The 15897-nt window shown below is 60.7% G+C and carries 12 protein-coding genes; 7 read left to right on the top strand and 5 right to left on the bottom strand.

The annotated features are described in order from the left end of the window. The first annotated feature begins 91 nt into the window (after positions 1 to 91). The 4 genes from ACA043_RS04740 to ACA043_RS04725 all read left to right on the top strand — a co-directional run bounded on the left by ACA043_RS04740 (position 92) and on the right by ACA043_RS04725 (position 5175). On the top strand, positions 92 to 1657 hold the full coding sequence (locus ACA043_RS04740) for an MBOAT family O-acyltransferase (RefSeq protein ID WP_497658705.1): 1566 nt from the start codon (positions 92 to 94) through the stop codon (positions 1655 to 1657). Positions 1658 to 1667: 10 nt separating this feature from the next. Then, entirely contained in the window at positions 1668 to 2843 is a 1176-nt protein-coding gene (locus tag ACA043_RS04735) for an alginate O-acetyltransferase (RefSeq protein WP_497658704.1), read from the top strand. 14 nt (positions 2844 to 2857) lie between these two features. Then, on the top strand, positions 2858 to 3514 hold the full coding sequence (locus ACA043_RS04730) for an alginate O-acetyltransferase AlgF (RefSeq protein WP_401267830.1): 657 nt from the start codon (positions 2858 to 2860) through the stop codon (positions 3512 to 3514). A gap of 209 nt (positions 3515 to 3723) precedes the next feature. Beyond that, a complete protein-coding gene (locus ACA043_RS04725) occupies positions 3724 to 5175 on the top strand; it encodes a mannose-1-phosphate guanylyltransferase/mannose-6-phosphate isomerase (protein WP_497658703.1) in 1452 nt (483 codons plus the stop codon). A gap of 73 nt (positions 5176 to 5248) precedes the next feature. Here the strand turns inward: ACA043_RS04725 and ACA043_RS04720 are convergent, their stop codons facing one another. After that, on the bottom strand, positions 5249 to 8107 hold the full coding sequence (locus ACA043_RS04720; protein WP_497658702.1) for an RHS repeat domain-containing protein: 2859 nt from the start codon (positions 8105 to 8107) through the stop codon (positions 5249 to 5251). A gap of 163 nt (positions 8108 to 8270) precedes the next feature. Here ACA043_RS04720 and ACA043_RS04715 point away from each other — a divergent pair, with 163 nt between their 5' ends. Together ACA043_RS04715 and ACA043_RS04710 are read left to right on the top strand one after the other, a co-directional pair. Continuing rightward, a complete protein-coding gene (locus tag ACA043_RS04715) occupies positions 8271 to 8735 on the top strand; it encodes a multidrug transporter (RefSeq protein ID WP_187676855.1) in 465 nt (154 codons plus the stop codon). 35 nt (positions 8736 to 8770) lie between these two features. Further along, positions 8771 to 9595, top strand: a complete 825-nt coding sequence (locus tag ACA043_RS04710) for an SDR family oxidoreductase (protein ID WP_497658701.1) — start codon at positions 8771 to 8773, stop codon at positions 9593 to 9595. A 99-nt stretch (positions 9596 to 9694) separates the two neighbouring features. Here ACA043_RS04710 and ACA043_RS04705 read toward each other — a convergent pair whose 3' ends face one another. The 4 genes from ACA043_RS04705 to ACA043_RS04690 all read right to left on the bottom strand — a co-directional run bounded on the left by ACA043_RS04705 (position 9695) and on the right by ACA043_RS04690 (position 14677). Beyond that, positions 9695 to 10561, bottom strand: a complete 867-nt coding sequence (locus ACA043_RS04705) for an efflux RND transporter periplasmic adaptor subunit (protein ID WP_489879193.1) — start codon at positions 10559 to 10561, stop codon at positions 9695 to 9697. 25 nt (positions 10562 to 10586) lie between these two features. Further along, positions 10587 to 10787 (bottom strand): DUF1656 domain-containing protein, encoded by a 201-nt coding sequence (locus ACA043_RS04700; protein ID WP_007914106.1) that lies wholly within the window; start codon positions 10785 to 10787, stop codon positions 10587 to 10589. After that, a complete protein-coding gene (locus tag ACA043_RS04695) occupies positions 10777 to 12969 on the bottom strand; it encodes an FUSC family protein (protein WP_401267842.1) in 2193 nt (730 codons plus the stop codon). Before ACA043_RS04695 ends, ACA043_RS04700 begins: the two co-directional genes overlap by 11 nt. Before the next feature lie 208 nt (positions 12970 to 13177). Then, the gene (locus tag ACA043_RS04690; RefSeq protein ID WP_497658700.1) at positions 13178 to 14677 is read right to left on the bottom strand and encodes an efflux transporter outer membrane subunit; all 1500 of its coding nucleotides are present in this window, start codon (positions 14675 to 14677) and stop codon (positions 13178 to 13180) included. Between the two features lie 193 nt (positions 14678 to 14870). Here ACA043_RS04690 and ACA043_RS04685 point away from each other — a divergent pair, with 193 nt between their 5' ends. Further along, positions 14871 to 15839: a LysR family transcriptional regulator gene (locus tag ACA043_RS04685; protein ID WP_103305180.1), complete on the top strand. Its 969-nt coding sequence runs from the start codon at positions 14871 to 14873 to the stop codon at positions 15837 to 15839. Positions 15840 to 15897 lie beyond the last annotated feature (58 nt).

The following is a 15897-nucleotide window of genomic DNA, read 5'->3' as shown; positions in this document are numbered from 1 at the left end:
TCAAGCAAGCACTGTGTCACCCCTCCACTACCACGGGGGGTTTGGGGGGGCCTTGGCCCTTGACTGTTGGTTCAAACATGGAGAGATCGGGATGGTATTTTCATCCAACGTGTTCCTGTTTCTGTTCTTGCCGATCTTTCTCGGCATGTACTACCTGAGCGGGATTCGTTATCGCAATCTGCTGCTGCTACTCGCCAGCTACGTGTTCTATGCGTGGTGGCGGGTGGACTTCCTGGCGCTGTTCGCTGCCGTCACGTTGTGGAACTACTGGATCGGCCTGAAAGTCGGTGCTGCCGGCGTGCGGACCAAACCGGCGCAACGCTGGCTGTTGCTCGGCGTGGCGGTGGATCTGTGCATCCTCGGCTACTTCAAGTACGCCAACTTCGGTGTCGACAGCATCAACGCGATGATGACCTCGGTCGGTCTGTCGCCGTTCATCCTGACCCACGTGCTATTGCCGATCGGTATCTCGTTCTACATTTTCGAGTCGATCAGCTACATCATCGACGTGTATCGCGGTGACACCCCGGCGACGCGCAACCTGATCGACTTCGCGGCCTTCGTGGCGATCTTCCCGCACCTGATTGCCGGCCCGGTTCTGCGTTTCCGCGACCTCGCCGACCAGTTCAACAACCGCACGCACACCCTCGACAAATTCTCCGAGGGCTGCACACGGTTCATGCAGGGTTTCATCAAGAAAGTCTTCATCGCCGACACCCTCGCCGTTGTGGCCGACCATTGCTTCGCCCTGCAAAACCCGACCACGGGTGATGCCTGGCTCGGCGCACTGGCCTACACCGCGCAACTGTATTTCGACTTCTCCGGTTACAGCGACATGGCCATCGGCCTGGGCTTGATGATGGGTTTCCGCTTCATGGAAAACTTCAAACAGCCGTACATCAGCCAGTCGATCACCGAGTTCTGGCGCCGCTGGCACATCAGCCTGTCGACCTGGCTGCGTGACTACCTGTACATCACCCTCGGCGGTAACCGTAAAGGCACGCTGATGACCTATCGCAACCTGTTCCTGACCATGCTCCTCGGTGGTCTGTGGCACGGCGCGAACATCACTTACATCGTCTGGGGTGCGTGGCACGGCATGTGGCTGGCAATTGAAAAAGCGCTGGGTCTGAACACCTCGCCGCGCAGCCTCAACCCGATCCGCTGGGCGCTGACCTTCCTGCTGGTGGTCATGGGCTGGGTGATCTTCCGTGCCGAGAACCTGCACGTTGCCGGGCGCATGTACGGCGCGATGTTCAGCTTCAGTGACTGGTCGCTGTCGGAACTCAATCAGGCCAGCCTCACCGGTCTGCAAGTGGCGACGCTGGTGGTGGCTTACGTGACGCTGGCGTTCTTCGGCTTGCGTGATCTGTACACCCATCAGCCACCGGTCAAAACCAAGCCTGCGGTCGATGTCGAAGCCGACGGCCCGGCCGCTGCGACCCCAGGAATGATCAAGGCAGCCCCCGGCGAAAACCCGGCGAGCATCCACGAGCCTGGCTACACCGTCGGCGTCGACGCCCAGGTGCAACCGGCCTACTGGACGGCTGACTGGTCGCGCTACGCAATGCGCGCCGCGATTCTGCTGCTGTTCATCGCCTCGATTCTCAAACTCTCGGCGCAAAGCTTCTCGCCGTTCCTTTACTTCCAGTTCTGAGGGATCTGACATGACCCGCTCATTACGCATCTTCTACATCGCCCTGTTCCTGGTGACCCTGCTGGTCTTGGGTCTGTGGTCGGTACGCAGCTTCTTCGGCTTCAGCACCAACGCCGACGCCACGGTGCTCAACGGCCGATGGACCAAAGCCGTGGAAACCCACTATGACGAAGAGTTTCCAATCAAGCGCCTGGGCACAAACCTTTGGGCTGCGCTGGATTTCAAACTGTTCAACGAAGGTCGTCCGGGCGTCGTGCTCGGTCGCGATCAGTGGTTATACAGCGATGAGGAATTCAACCCGATCGTCAACGAAGAGCTGAACCTGCAAGGTAACTACGCGCTGGTCGAAGGCGTGCGCCAGACCCTGAAGGAGAAAGGCGTGAAACTGGTGATGGCGATTGTGCCGGCCAAGGTTCGCCTGTACCCGGAACACCTGGGTGAAGTGAAACCGGCGAGCATCCACGCCAACCTCTATGAGGATTTCCACAAGCGCGTTGCGGCGGACAAGATCCTCGCCCCTGACCTGCTCAAGCCATTGCAACAGGCCAAGCAGAACGGTCAGCAAGTGTTCCTGCGCACCGACACGCACTGGACGCCTGAGGGCGCCGAGGTTGCGGCCAACACCCTGGCGAAAACCATCACTGACAAGTTCCCGCTCAGCGGCGAGCCGCAGCGCTTTGTCACCACGCCTGCCGAGAAGGTCACGCACAAGGGCGACCTGCGCCTGTTCCTGCCGCTGGACCCGCTGTTCGAAAACCTGATGCCGGCGCAAGAACCGCTGCAAAAGCGCAACACCGTGGCCGCTGGCGAACAGCCTGCCGGTGACGACGCGCTGTTCGCCAACAGCGAAGTACCGGTCGCACTGATCGGTACCAGCTACAGCGCCAACCCCAACTGGAACTTCGTCGGTGCGCTGAAACAAGCGCTGCACAGCGACGTGGTCAATTACGCCGAAGACGGCCACGGCCCGATCCTGCCGATGCTCAGCTACCTGAAAAGCGATGACTTCAAGAACAGCCCGCCACAGGTGCTGATCTGGGAGTTTCCTGAACGATATCTGCCTGTGAACAACGAAATCGGTGACGCCGACCCGCAGTGGGTCGCAGAGCTCAAACAAGCCGGCGCACGCCAACAAAACGTAGCTGCAAACACTAAATCCGAGACGCCCGACCGGGCGCAAAACTGAAAGAGAGGTACACCATGACTTTCACTACTACGCATCAAAGTCTCGTGAAAAGCTTCGCACTGGTTGCTGGCCTCAGCGTGCTTTCCGTACCTGCCTTCGCCGGTGGCGACGCCGCCCTCTACGGCCCGACCGCACCGAAAGGCTCGAGCTTCGTGCGCATCTATAACGCCAGCAACGCTGAAGTCAGCGCCACCGTCGGCAGCACCAACCTGAGCGACGTTGCGCCTCTGGCCAGCAGCGACTTCAGCTTCATGCCGGGCGGCGACTACAGCGCCAAGGTCGGCAGCCAGACCCTGCCGGTAAAACTCGCCGGTGATCACTATTACACCCTGGTCAACAACGCTTCCGGCGCGCCGCAACTGATCGAAGAGCCGCCGTTCAAGAACAAGCAGAAATCCCTGGTGCGTGTGCAGAACCTCAGCGACAAGCCGCTGACCCTGAAGACCGCCGACGGCAAGACCGACGTGGTGCCGAACGTGGCGGCCAAGGGCCGTGGCGAACGTGAAATCAACCCGGTGAAAGTCAGCCTGGCGCTGTACGAAGGCGACAAGAAAGTCGGCGACGTGAAGCCGGTTGCCCTGGAGCGCGGTGAAGCAGCAGTGCTGTACGTCACCGGTTCGGGCAGCAGCCTGTCGCCAGTCTGGGTGAAACGCCCGGTGTCGACGCGCTAATCAATTTTCCGATGAGACGCTGATCCCTGTAGGAGCTGCGGCACGCTGCGATCTTTTGACTTTGCTTTTAAAGATCAAGATCAACAGATCGCAGCCTTCGGCAGCTCCTACAGGGGGAATGCGGTGGCCTCTCGGTACGAGACAAAAACAAGAGTGAAACGACACAACGTTCGTGCCTCTAACCAAATCGATTTTATGGAGTAAACAATATGATTCCGGTGATCTTGTCAGGTGGTAGCGGTTCACGTCTTTGGCCGCTTTCGCGCAAGCAATTCCCTAAACAGTTCCTGGCCCTGACCGGCGAACACACCCTGTTCCAGCAAACCCTGGAACGCCTGGTGTTCGAAGGCATGGACACGCCGATCGTGGTCTGCAACAAGGATCACCGTTTTATCGTCAACGAGCAGTTGGCCAACCGCAAGCTCGAATGCCAGCGCATCCTGCTGGAACCGTTCGGCCGCAACACTTCGCCGGCCGTGGCCCTGACCGCGATGATGCTGGTCAATGAAGGTCGTGACGAACTGATGTTGGTGCTGCCGGCCGACCATGTTCTCGAAGACCAGAAAGCCCTGCAACGCGCCCTGGCCCTGGCCACCGTCGCCGCCGAAAACGGCGAAATGGTGCTGTTCGGCGTGCCGGCGACCAAACCGGAAACCGGTTACGGCTACATCAAGTCCACCGCTGATTCGCTGCTGCCCGAAGGCGTCAGCCGCGTGTCGCACTTCGTCGAAAAACCGGATGTGAAACGCGCCACCGAATACGTCGAGTCCGGCGGCTACTACTGGAACAGCGGCATGTTCCTGTTCCGCGCCAGCCGCTTCCTCGAAGAACTAAAAAAGCACGATCCGGACATCTACGACACCTGCCTGCTGACCCTTGAGCGCAGCGAACAGGACGCCGACACCGTCACACTGGACGAAGCCACCTTCGCCTGCTGCCCGGACAACTCCATCGACTATTCCGTGATGGAAAAAACCCAGCGCGCCTGCGTCGTGCCGCTGACTGCCGGCTGGAGCGATGTCGGTTGCTGGTCGTCGTTGTGGGAAGTCAACGAGAAAGACGCCAACGGCAACGTCACCAAAGGCGACGTGGTGATCCAGGACAGCAAGAACTGCATGATCCACGGCAACGGCAAACTGGTGTCGGTGATCGGTCTGGAAAATATTGTGGTGGTCGAAACCAAGGACGCCATGATGATCGCCCACAAGGACAAGGTTCAGGGCGTCAAGCAGATGGTCAACACCCTCAACGAACAGGGCCGCAGCGAAACCCAGAACCACTGTGAGGTCTACCGTCCGTGGGGCTCGTACGACTCGGTGGACATGGGCGGACGCTTCCAGGTCAAGCACATCTCGGTCAAACCGGGCGCATGCCTGTCGTTGCAGATGCACCACCACCGCGCCGAACACTGGATCGTGGTCAGCGGCACCGCCGAAGTGACCTGCGACGACAACGTGTTCCTGCTCTGCGAAAACCAGTCGACCTACATCCCGATCGCCTCGGTGCATCGCCTGCGCAACCCGGGCAAGATCCCGCTGGAAATCATCGAAGTGCAATCGGGTTCGTATCTGGGTGAAGACGATATCGAACGCTTCGAAGATATCTACGGCCGCTCCACCCCGATCGAACGCGGCGTGTCGGTGAAGACCATCGCGCAGTAAACGATCCGCAAGACAGAAGCCCTCGCCCAGCCCACTGCGTCCCCTATCCGCAGCGGGTTGGGCGGGGGCTTTTTTAGCCCTGCGAATGTTGTCGGGTCAGTTTGGGCCGGGTGCTCCCCCCCAGCGATTGCTGTCTGCCGGCGTAGGGCGTGGGCGAGATCAGCCCAATGAAATCCTGGGTTCGATTGAGCGTTTGAACGGTACTGAAGGTCTGCATTGACAATTCGGAGACCGCTTCCAGCAGTTCAGTGTCTGAGCCGCCGACCGTCGCCAGCTCGGTCAATATCGCTTGCGTCCTGAACGACACCATGTCGATGTTTGCCGAAATATGTTCGTAGGTGTCACTCAACGTCCCTGCATTCAAGCCTTGCGATGCATGGATGAACTCCCTTCCTGTCCGGATCAGTCCCGGGGTCTGCGATCCCAACGTGTCGGCGACTACCGAGATCACTTTGTCCTCAACCTTGGCGCGCGCCATTTTCACCAGTCGTGATCGACCGTCGGAAGTGCGCGGATCATGTGCTGCCAGTTCCAGTTTCACTGTGGCAAGACCGAGCGATTTTTTCGGCTCGACGCTTTCAACGAAAGCCTTGGGATTCAGTTCGCTACCCTTGAAATTGATAGGGCGGTTCAACTGATAGGTGTCCACGACCTTGTCGATTGCTGCATCCGCTGCCTTGCCGGCGAGCTTCGTACCCAGTTTCCCTCCAAGCACGGCCGCTCCCGGCCCCAATGCCCCGCCCAATGCAGTGCCGGCCGCGCCGCCCAAGGCTTGCGCCCCCGTGCTGACCGCGCGGCTGATCAGTTGCGTACCGACTCGCCTGGCCAACGCCTGAAACCGGTGTCGTGCCTGGGTGTGGTTGAGCAACGAATTTCTGACATCCGCCGCTGCCGAGGTGACCGAGTCCAGCAGTGCCTTCTGCTTTTGCGCGCTGTCAGCCAGCGCTGACGTAGAAGTATCGCTCTTCCCGCCGCCATCGCTGTCAACATGCCTCATGGGAGAGTTACCGACCATCTGGTAAAGATTCGGCCCGTCAATAAAGCCTTTCGGGTCAGGGTTGAGCCATCGCTGCAACCAAGGCATGTAATAGCGATAACCGTAGTAATAACACCCGGTCGCATCACGCTCCTTGCCCGAATAGTGGAGGGTTTTGTAGCTGACTTCGGTGTCCTTGCTCCACGCCGTCTCGCCGAACGGGTGGAAGGTTTCCTGGCTGATGACGCGGGCATCCTCACCCAATTCCAGGCTGGTCGAGCCCAAATGATCAGTGAAGGTGTACCGATAGTGGTCGTTGGAACCGGTTGGCGGTGCGCTTTGCCAGTGCAAGACCCGCACGCTGTTGAGCGCCCCCTCGACGGTGATCACTTGCAGTTGTTCTACGTTGCCTGTGTCACTGCGCAACTCCAGTCCAGGCAAATAGCGCACCTGGGCAACGACACCACGGGCATTTGTCTGCAATAAACGCGTCTTGCGCACACGCTGACCGGCGCCGTCGTAACAATAGTGTTCAAGGTCATTGCGTCCGCCGGCACGTTCGACCGGCGTGACCGATTGCAACTGATTGCGCAAATTCCACGTCAGTGATCGCACGGCCTCGAGCGCTCGCAGATTGCCACGCAGATCAAACGCCGCAGCGATTTCCTCTTCCGTGGGCGGTACATCGGCGCGGTAAGGCAAACAGCGATTGCTGAATCGCGCGGCGCGCAGCTTGCGACCATTACGCGCGCCAACATGCGTCAGCTCCAGCAAATTGCCGGACTCGTCGTAACGATAACTCTGGCGGTAATTGCTCACGGCGCCCGGATCGGCTCGTCCGGGCGTCGCGGGTCCCTGGCTCGCAGCACCCGCCTCCCAGCCAGTTGCCTCGCGCAACTGGTAACGACTGTCGTAGATAAAGAGACTGATCGGATCGATGCGCTGATTGGCGAAATAGCGGATCGGCAGTGCCTTGTCCTCGATGCTCAGCACATTGCCCGTCAGGTCATAGTCGTAGATCAGATGCTGCAAGATTTCGCCGTCGCTGTTCTCGGCCTGACGCACTTGCAAACGGCCGTCTTCAGCTCGATAGCGCAATGTCGTCAATACGCGGTTTCCGGCCCGTTCCTGCGTGACTTTCCCGTCAGCGTTGTAACGGATATCGCTGACCAGTGTTTGAGGTTCGGACTGATGCTTCAACTGCAGGTAACTGGCCCGCAAACGTCCATCGAGCGTCAACTCGATCCCCTGATGATTATTTCGCGCATCCACCTGTCGGAGTACCTGACCCAGCGGCCCGAAATGCCATTGGCTCGTCGCGCCCTCGCCGGGTTCTAGCAACTTCATGCGTTCATCAATCGGCTCAGGCCAATCAGGGGTCACGAGGTTCTGCATGAAGTGCCGGGTGTTCTCTGTGCATTGGCCGCTGATCGCAAAGTGTTCGAATAACACACTGCCTGCCGGGTCATCGTGGCGGATCAACTGGCCGAGCTGGTTGCGGCTCGGTTCACCAGCACCAGGCGGACCATAAACAAAGCGCTCGACGCACCGTTGCGGCTGCGATTCGCCTTCTTCGAACACGGCCACTGGGCGCAGCAACGAATCGTGCCGGATTTCGCGACGGGTTCCACGACTGTCGCACTCGAGCAGCACTTGCGCGCCGAGACCGTGCAACGCAACCTGCGTACCGGCATCGACGCTGTCCGTGCGCAGCACCTGGCCGTTCAACAGATAAACCATGGCCAGACTGGCCGGCGTCAGAGGATCGCTCATTTGCAGCGCCCACAAACGTGGATCCCACTGGTCGACAGCACGCCCCGCCGCGTCATGAAAGGTGCGGTGCACGAGAGTCTGAGCGGCGCCAGGATACTCGGCGCGCCAGTAGTCGACTGTACGGATCGGCAGCCCACGCGGGTCGCTCACTGAAAGCGTCGGTGTTTTGCTGTGCATGCCCATATTTTTGCTCCGTTGCGTGGGGGTATCTCAGCAGTGACTGGGCATTGATGCCTACTGTCAGAAATTACAGTTCCGACCAATGGCACAATGGCCTGATACGCGAATGTCCATTCCGGCAACCCTTCGGTAGGATGTGGGTCACGAGTTCAAGGAGCGTTCACACATGTTCATCGGCGTTTTGCTGGTCTTCACTTGGCTGATCCTGTTGTTGCGCTATCCGGCCAAGGCCTTGCCCGTCTCGGTGGCAGCCGCCATCGGCCTCGGCCTGGTTGCCATGTGGGTGGTGTGGCTGGACAACCGCGAGATCAAACAACTGGCGCGCCTTGAACTGCGTATCAGCTATGCGCCCGAGCAGTGTCCGGCGGATCGTCCGCTGCAATTGAAGATGAACAACGGCAACAGCGTGCCGCTGACCGAACTGCGCTGGCGCATTGCAGCCTATGCACCGGGCGACACCGTCAATCTGGCCGACAATCAATACAGCGCCCCGCGCTACCGCGGCCCCGGCGAATTGCAGGCTGGCGGCAATTGGGAAGACTGCTTGCCGATGCCACCGCTGCGTCCCGGTTATCGCCCGCAAACCCTGGAGTTTCGCGCCGAGCGATTGCAGGGCAGCTTCTCCGACTGATCCCCTTCCCCACTCTTTTGCACAAGGAATGCGCCATGCCCGTTGCGTTGATTACCGGATGTTCCAGCGGCATCGGCCGCGCCCTCGCCGATGCATTCAAAACCGCCGGTTATGAAGTCTGGGCCAGTGCGCGCAAGGCTGAAGATGTCGCATTGCTGGCGACAGCCGGGTTCACCGCCGTGCAACTCGACGTCAATGACAACGCGGCGCTGGAACAACTCGGCGAACGTATCAACCAGCAACACGGCGGCCTCGACGTGCTGATCAACAACGCCGGTTATGGCGCCATGGGCCCGCTGCTCGACGGCGGCGTGCTGGCCATGCAGCGCCAGTTCGAAACCAATGTGTTCTCGATTGTCGGCGTCACCCGCGCACTGTTCCCGGTGCTGCGCCGTGGCAAGGGGTTGGTGGTGAATATCGGCAGCGTGTCCGGTGTTTTGGTCACACCGTTCGCCGGTGCCTATTGCGCCTCGAAAGCAGCAGTGCATGCCTTGAGCGATGCATTGCGCATGGAACTGGCGCCGTTCGGCATTCGCGTGATGGAAGTCCAGCCCGGCGCGATTCAATCGAGCTTCGCCAAGAATGCCGGGCATGAGGCTGAGCAGTTGATCAATGAACAATCGCCGTGGTTTCCATTGCGAGAAGGGATCCGCGCGCGGGCCAAGGCCTCGCAGGACAAACCGACAGCGGCCAGTGAATTTGCCGCAGCGTTACTGGGGGCTGTGCAGCAGAACAAGCCGCCACGGTTAATCCGCATCGGCAACGGCAGCCGGGCGCTGCCATTGTTGGCGGCTTTGTTGCCGAAGGGGTTGCTGGAGTCGGCGTTGATGAAGCGCTTCGGCTTGCGCGGCCAACTCTGACACCGCGTTATCGTTCTTCGCGAGCAGGCTCGCTCCCACAGTGCAACGCGAATCCAATGTGGGAGCGAGCCTGCTCGCGAATGGCAGCACCTCGGTCTGTCAGTTATCCACAGCGTCCTGCTTCACCACCACCGTACAAGTAATCCCCGCCGCCAGCAGCACGCCCTCCGGTACTTCATCAATGTGAATACGCACTGGCACTCGCTGTGCCAGACGCACCCAGTTGAAGGTCGGGTTGACGTCGGCGATCAGTTCGCGGCTTTCCGGGTTGTCGCGGTCGTAGATGCCGCGTGAAATGCTTTCCACGTGGCCCTTCAGGACTTCGCCGCTCATCAACTGCATGTCGGCCTTATCCCCAACGCGAACGTGCGGCAGTTTGGTTTCTTCGAAGAAGCCGTAGACCCAAAACGAATTCATGTCGACCACGGCCATTTTCGCTTCGCCGATGCGCGCGTAGTCGCCGCGATGCACGTTGAGGTTGGTCACGTAGCCGTCCACCGCCGCGCGCACTTCGGTGCGTTTGAGGTTGAGTTCGGCGGCTTCCAGTTGCGCCTGCGCATGCTGATAGTCGGCCAGCGCGGCGTCGGCGATGTTACTGGCGTCGTCGCGGTTTTCCTTGGAGATCACCAGGTTGTCCAGATCGGCGCGGCGATGGGCGTTGACCTTGCGCATCTCCCACGTCGACTTGCGTGAAGCGACCAGCGACTGCGCCTGTTTCACTGCGATGCGGTAATGCTCGGGGTCGATCTGCATCAGCAAATCGCCCTTCTTCACCAATTGGTTGTCACGCACCGGCACGTCGATCACTTCACCGGTGACGTCGGCGGCGACGTTGATGATGTCCGCGCGCACCCGACCGTCGCGGGTCCACGGCGTGTTCATGTAATGCACCCACAAAGTCCGGCCGATCCACAGCGCAAGGGCCAGCACCAGCAAGGTCGCGAGCAGGCTGAAAAACTTTTTCATCAGAGCCTTCTTCAGAGATAGAGAGTCAACGGTAAACAGTCAGCGCCATCGCGCCGAACAGGCAGGTAAACAGGCTCAGGCGCAGCAGCGCCGGATGCCAGAAGAAGCGGTACAGATCGAAGCCCGACAAGAACCGATCCACCGCCCAGGCCAATGCCGCAGCGATGAAAAACATCAGGGTCATGGTCGGCATGTACACACCGTGGAAAGCGATTTCACGAGGCATGGGCAAGTCCTTCAGGCTTGGCGTGTGCGAAAGCGCCAAGCGGTGATTGCGGGTCGAGCAACGAGGTGCGAATGAAGTGCAGATAGCTCTTCACCCGGCGCAGGGCCGAGGTATCGAAGTGCGGCGCGAACGGTTCGTCAGTGGCGGCGACACGGCTGATCGCGTGATCCACCGCCACCAGCGCGCGCTCCAGATTGCTTGAGTTCGGTTGCAGAAACAGCCGCACCAACGCCCGGCCCATCACACGGATTGCCTGACGCCACGGTTGCGATTCGGCATAGGCCGGGTGCACCGGCAGAATCGCCTGCTCCTTGCGCAATTCAATGATCGCGTGGCCGACTTCCAGCACCACGAACATCCAGCGCAAAAGGCTCTTTTGCACCTTCGGCTCACCGGCCGCCAGACCATAAGCCTGATGCAACAAGTCGCGGGTACGGCTCTCGAAACTCGACGCCAGCCCCTTGAGTTTGCCGCTGATCGCATAGACCACTTGCCCACGCAGATCCTGCTCCAGCCGTCGCCACAACCAACGGCTGTTGGGCGGCAAAATTATCGCGCCCGCCGCCGCGCACACCAGCATGCCCATGACCATGGCGATGTAGTCGTTGATGAAGGTGTAGGGGTTGTAGATGGTCAGGTTGTCAGGCACCGAACCGGTGCTGAAGAAGATCAGCAAACCGAGACCGACACCGGCATATTGCGGCCGCGACGTGAGGAACGAACCCAGTACGATTACCGGCGCGAGCATCACGCACAGCAGCGGAAAACCGTCGATCCACGGGAAGATGAAAAACATCTCGACGAAACCGATCAGCGCACCAAGGAAAGTGCCGCAAGCCATCTGAAAGGCCATGCGTTTCGGGTTCGGCGTGGCAGCGGAAAGGCCCACCGTGGCGGCGGCGATCAGGGTCATTGTCGCGCCACTCGGCCACGCCGTCGCGACCCAATAACTGCCCAGCACGATCAGGATGAACGACGCACGAATCCCCGAAGCGGCCGCCGCCCACCAGTTGGTTTGCGGGGTGAACGGCTCGTCCCAGCGCTCGCGTTCGTGGCGGTGATCGGCCAGGGAGGCGTGGGTCTGCGCGTAACCGTGCAGATCATCGACAAAGCGATAGAGCAACTCATACGCGGTGTGGAAATCCAGTTGCTCGGCGTCACTCGGCTCGCTCTCCTGAAAGGTTGCGCGCAGGCTGCGCACCCGCGCCGGCAAGCCTTCCTTGTAGGTCGCCAGCGCCATCGCCAGCCGCGCGGCATCGGGGCTGGTCAGTGCCCGGCCGCTGAAACCGTCGAGCACTTCGGCCAGATCCTGCAAGCCCGGTCTGATCGCCGCCACAACGTGTTCTTCATCATTGCCGCGCAGGCGTTCGAGCAACTGATGCAAGGCATTGAAGCGCGTGGTGATGCCCATGAACTCGCTGTTCAAACGGCTCAGGCGACCATTGCGCCGACGCATGTGCGGGTCTTCGAACACGGTCACGCTGCGCAGCCCTTCCAGCCCCACAGCCTCGGCGATGAAACGCACGTTGCTCGCTTCAAAGGATTCGGTTTTGCTGCGTCCGCGCAAGCCATCGGTGACGAACAAAGCGAACACCCCGAAGCGCTGGTACAAGGCGTTGCGCATCGCCGCGCTGGCGGTTTGCGGCAGGATCGCGGCGCTGACCACCGTGGCGCAGAGAATCCCCAGCGAGATCTCCAGCACCCGCCACACCGCGGCCATGAACGCACCGTCCGGGTGCGCCAGCGCGGGCAAACCGACCATCGCGGCGGTGTAGCCGGCCAGGACAAAACCATAGGCGCGGAAGTTACGGCAACGCGCCGCACCGGCCGAGCAGATACCGACCCAGATCGCCAGCGAGCCGAGGAACAGTTCAGTGTTTTGCGCGAACAGCGCAATCAGCGTGACCATCATCGCTGACCCCGCCAGGGTGCCGAGGAAGCGATAGAAACTCTTGGCGAACACCTGACCGCTTTGCGGCTGCATGACGATGAACACGGTGATCATCGCCGTGCGCGGTTGCGGCAATTCCAGACGCATCGCCAGCCACAGGGTGAGGAACGCGGCGAGCAACACCTTGAAGATATAGACCCAGGTCACGCCATCACTGCGCGCCCAGTCAAAGAAACCCCGGCGCCATTCCAGGGAGTAGAGCCAGCGCAGTGGTGCGGGCAAGGGAGTCATTAAATCTTGCTCAATGAATGAAGAAAAAATCTGTGAATCACACAATTCCTGTGGCGAGGGGATTTATCCCCGATGGGCTGCAAAGCGGCCCCAAGAAAAGCGAATGCGGTGTGCCAGGCAGAACCGGTATGCAGGTGTTGGGGCTGCTGCGCAGCCCATCGGGGATAAATCCCCTCGCCACAGGAGTTCACCGCCCTCGGGTTCAGGTTCACCGCAGGAGAGCCGGGGTTTTCGGGGCTTGGGTTTGCTCGGCCGTCGGCACGTCGTTACCGGCACCAAGGCCACCCCCCAACGCCGTCACCAACTGCGCATGCGCCGTCAACCGCGCCGCCTGCACCTGCTGCTGCACTTGCTGCTGCTTGAACAACAACGTCTGCGCATTGAGCACGTTGAGGTAATCGGTGAGGCCGCGTTGATAGGCGATCATCGCGATGTCGTAGGTCTTCTGCGCCGTGGCCACGGACTCGGCGGCGAAGCCTTGCTGCTTGTCCATCGACTCGCGGCGGATCAACTGGTCGGAGATGTTCTTCAGCGCATTGACCAGCGTCTGGTTGTAATGCGCCACGGCAATGTCATAACCGGCCGACGCTTCACCCAGTTCGGCACGCAAGCGCCCGCCGTCGAAGATCGGCAACGAGATCGCCGGCCCGACGTTGTAGGTGAGTTTCTTGCCGGTCAAAAACTCCAGCGCGCCGCCGCCGGTGGCCATGTAGCCGAGGCTGCCGACCAGATCAACGTTGGGATAGAAACCGGCATGCGCCACCTCGATCCCGCGCGCCTGCGCCGCCACTTGCCAGCGGCTGGCGACGATGTCCGGACGCTGACCGAGCAGTTCAGCGGGCAGTGCCGACGGCAACTTCAGCGCCGCGCCAAGCGACAGCGTCGGACGCTGCAACTGTGCGCTCGCCCCCGGCCCTTTGCCTGCCAGTGCGGCGAGTTGATTGCGACTGAGGGCGATCTCTTCGTCCAGCGCATCGAGTTGCCGATGAGTTTCCGGCAACGGCGTTTCAGCCTGGCTGACTTCAAAGTGCGTGCCGATCCCGCCGTTCAGGCGTTTTTGCGCCAGCTCAAGAATCTGCTGTTGCTGTTTGAGCGTCGCGGCGACGATGTCGCGCTGGGCGTAATGCAGCGACAACTCGATGTAGGCGCGCACGATGTTGTTCTGCAATTCCAACTGCGCCAGCCGCGCTTCGGCGGCGCTCATGTGCGCCAGATCCACCGCCCGCTCGCTGGCATTACTTTCGCGGCCCCAGAGGTCGAGGGCGTAGCTGAAACCCAGCGCCGCGTTGTTGTCCCAGGTGGTGGTGTTGGCCAACTCGCCCGGGCCGTAGAACTGATCGGTCGGCCAGTTGTGGCGCTTGAGGGTCGACTCGCCATTGATCTGCAACGACTCGGCCGCTTCAGCGACACCGGCCAGGGCTTTGGCCTGACGCACTCGCGCGGCGGCCATGGCCATGCTCGGGCTGCCTTGTACGGCGAGGTCGATCCAGCGGTTCAATTGCGGGTCGCCGTAGGCTTGCCACCATTGCGCGGTGGGCCAGTTGGCGTCACGGGCAGCGTGGGCGATGGCATCGTCGGTGGCCAAATCATTGGCCTCCAGCGCGTTGCCCTGCGGAGCAATACCTTCGGTTGAAATGCAGCCGCCAAGAGCCAGGGAAAAAGCCAGAACACTGAGCGGCAAAAGCGCTCTGTTGATGCGACGCGGCACAGCTGCGAATTCCTGAAAGAAGGGATATGGCGAGGAGTGGTGTGGATCGGCGCAATTCTATGGGGCGCCCTGAACGGCGATAAGCTGGGAATCCTGTGAATCTTTGTTACCGTTAACGAGATAATCCCTTGGTCGGGGGTCTCAGCCCCTGAAACTTCGTGTCACAATTTGCCATCTCCCTTGAGAGCACCCCATGGACACTTTGCAAAACATGCGCGCCTTCAGTTGCGTGGCCGAAGCCGGCAGCTTCACCGCCGCCGCCGTGCAGCTCGACACCACCACCGCCAACGTCTCGCGCGCGGTCTCCAATCTGGAAGCCCACCTGCAAACCCGACTGCTTAACCGCACGACTCGACGCATTGCCCTGACCGAAGCCGGCAAACGCTACCTGCTGCGCTGCGAGCAGATCCTGGCCTACGTCGAAGAAGCCGAAGCCGAGGCCAGCGAAGCCCACGCCCGCCCCGCCGGCCAGTTGAAAGTCCACACCATGACCGGCATCGGCCAGCACTTCGTCATCGACGCCATCGCCCGCTATCGCAAGACCCACCCGGACGTCACCTTCGACCTGACCATGGCCAACCGCGTGCCGGACCTGCTCGATGAAGGCTACGACGTCTCCATCGTGCTGGCCCGCGAACTGCCGGACTCCGGTTTCGTCTCGCAACGCCTGGGCATCACCTACAGCATCGTCTGCGCCTCACCGGCCTACGTGAAAGCCAACGGCTGCGCGCAAAAACCCAGCGACCTGCTCAACCACGCCTGCCTGCGCCTGGTCAGCCCGGTGATCCCGCTGGAAAAATGGGCGTTCGATGGCCCGGAAGGCCAGGAAATGGTCACCATCAACAGCTCGCCGTTTTTGGTGAACTCCGCCGACGCCATGAAAACCGCGATCACCAGCGGCATGGGCGTTGGGGTGTTGCCGGTGTACGCGGCAATCGAAGGGCTGCGCAATGGCACGCTGGTACGGGTGATGCCCAACTACCGCTCGCAGGAACTGAACCTGTACGCGATCTACCCATCGCGGCAATACCTTGATGCAAAGATCAAGACGTGGGTCGAATACCTGCGCGGCTCACTGCCGGAAATCCTCGCGGCACACCAGGCAGAACTGGCCGCCTACGAACTCAGCGGCAGCCTCGCCGGAGCACGCGTCGCCAACTGATTTTCAACACACCGTGAAACCTGTAGGAGCTGCCGCGGGCTGCGATCTTTTGATGTTG

It is taken from the genome of Pseudomonas sp. LBUM1648 (genome assembly GCF_059716145.1).
The sequence above is the reverse complement of the archived record's forward strand: the minus strand, read 5'-3'. Positions and strand labels throughout refer to the sequence as shown.

What these genes read in the sequence shown, in the direction of transcription:
- ACA043_RS04695 (WP_401267842.1), bottom strand. Translation starts at nt 12,969, where the DNA reads ATGACTCCCTTGCCCGCACCACTGCGCTGGCTCTACTCCCTGGAATGG.
- ACA043_RS04720 (WP_497658702.1), bottom strand. Translation starts at nt 8,107, where the DNA reads ATGGGCATGCACAGCAAAACACCGACGCTTTCAGTGAGCGACCCGCGT.
- ACA043_RS04685 (WP_103305180.1), top strand. Translation starts at nt 14,871, where the DNA reads ATGGACACTTTGCAAAACATGCGCGCCTTCAGTTGCGTGGCCGAAGCC.
- ACA043_RS04740 (WP_497658705.1), top strand. Translation starts at nt 92, where the DNA reads ATGGTATTTTCATCCAACGTGTTCCTGTTTCTGTTCTTGCCGATCTTT.
- ACA043_RS04705 (WP_489879193.1), bottom strand. Translation starts at nt 10,561, where the DNA reads ATGAAAAAGTTTTTCAGCCTGCTCGCGACCTTGCTGGTGCTGGCCCTT.
- ACA043_RS04725 (WP_497658703.1), top strand. Translation starts at nt 3,724, where the DNA reads ATGATTCCGGTGATCTTGTCAGGTGGTAGCGGTTCACGTCTTTGGCCG.
- ACA043_RS04715 (WP_187676855.1), top strand. Translation starts at nt 8,271, where the DNA reads ATGTTCATCGGCGTTTTGCTGGTCTTCACTTGGCTGATCCTGTTGTTG.
- ACA043_RS04700 (WP_007914106.1), bottom strand. Translation starts at nt 10,787, where the DNA reads ATGCCTCGTGAAATCGCTTTCCACGGTGTGTACATGCCGACCATGACC.
- ACA043_RS04735 (WP_497658704.1), top strand. Translation starts at nt 1,668, where the DNA reads ATGACCCGCTCATTACGCATCTTCTACATCGCCCTGTTCCTGGTGACC.
- ACA043_RS04730 (WP_401267830.1), top strand. Translation starts at nt 2,858, where the DNA reads ATGACTTTCACTACTACGCATCAAAGTCTCGTGAAAAGCTTCGCACTG.
- ACA043_RS04710 (WP_497658701.1), top strand. Translation starts at nt 8,771, where the DNA reads ATGCCCGTTGCGTTGATTACCGGATGTTCCAGCGGCATCGGCCGCGCC.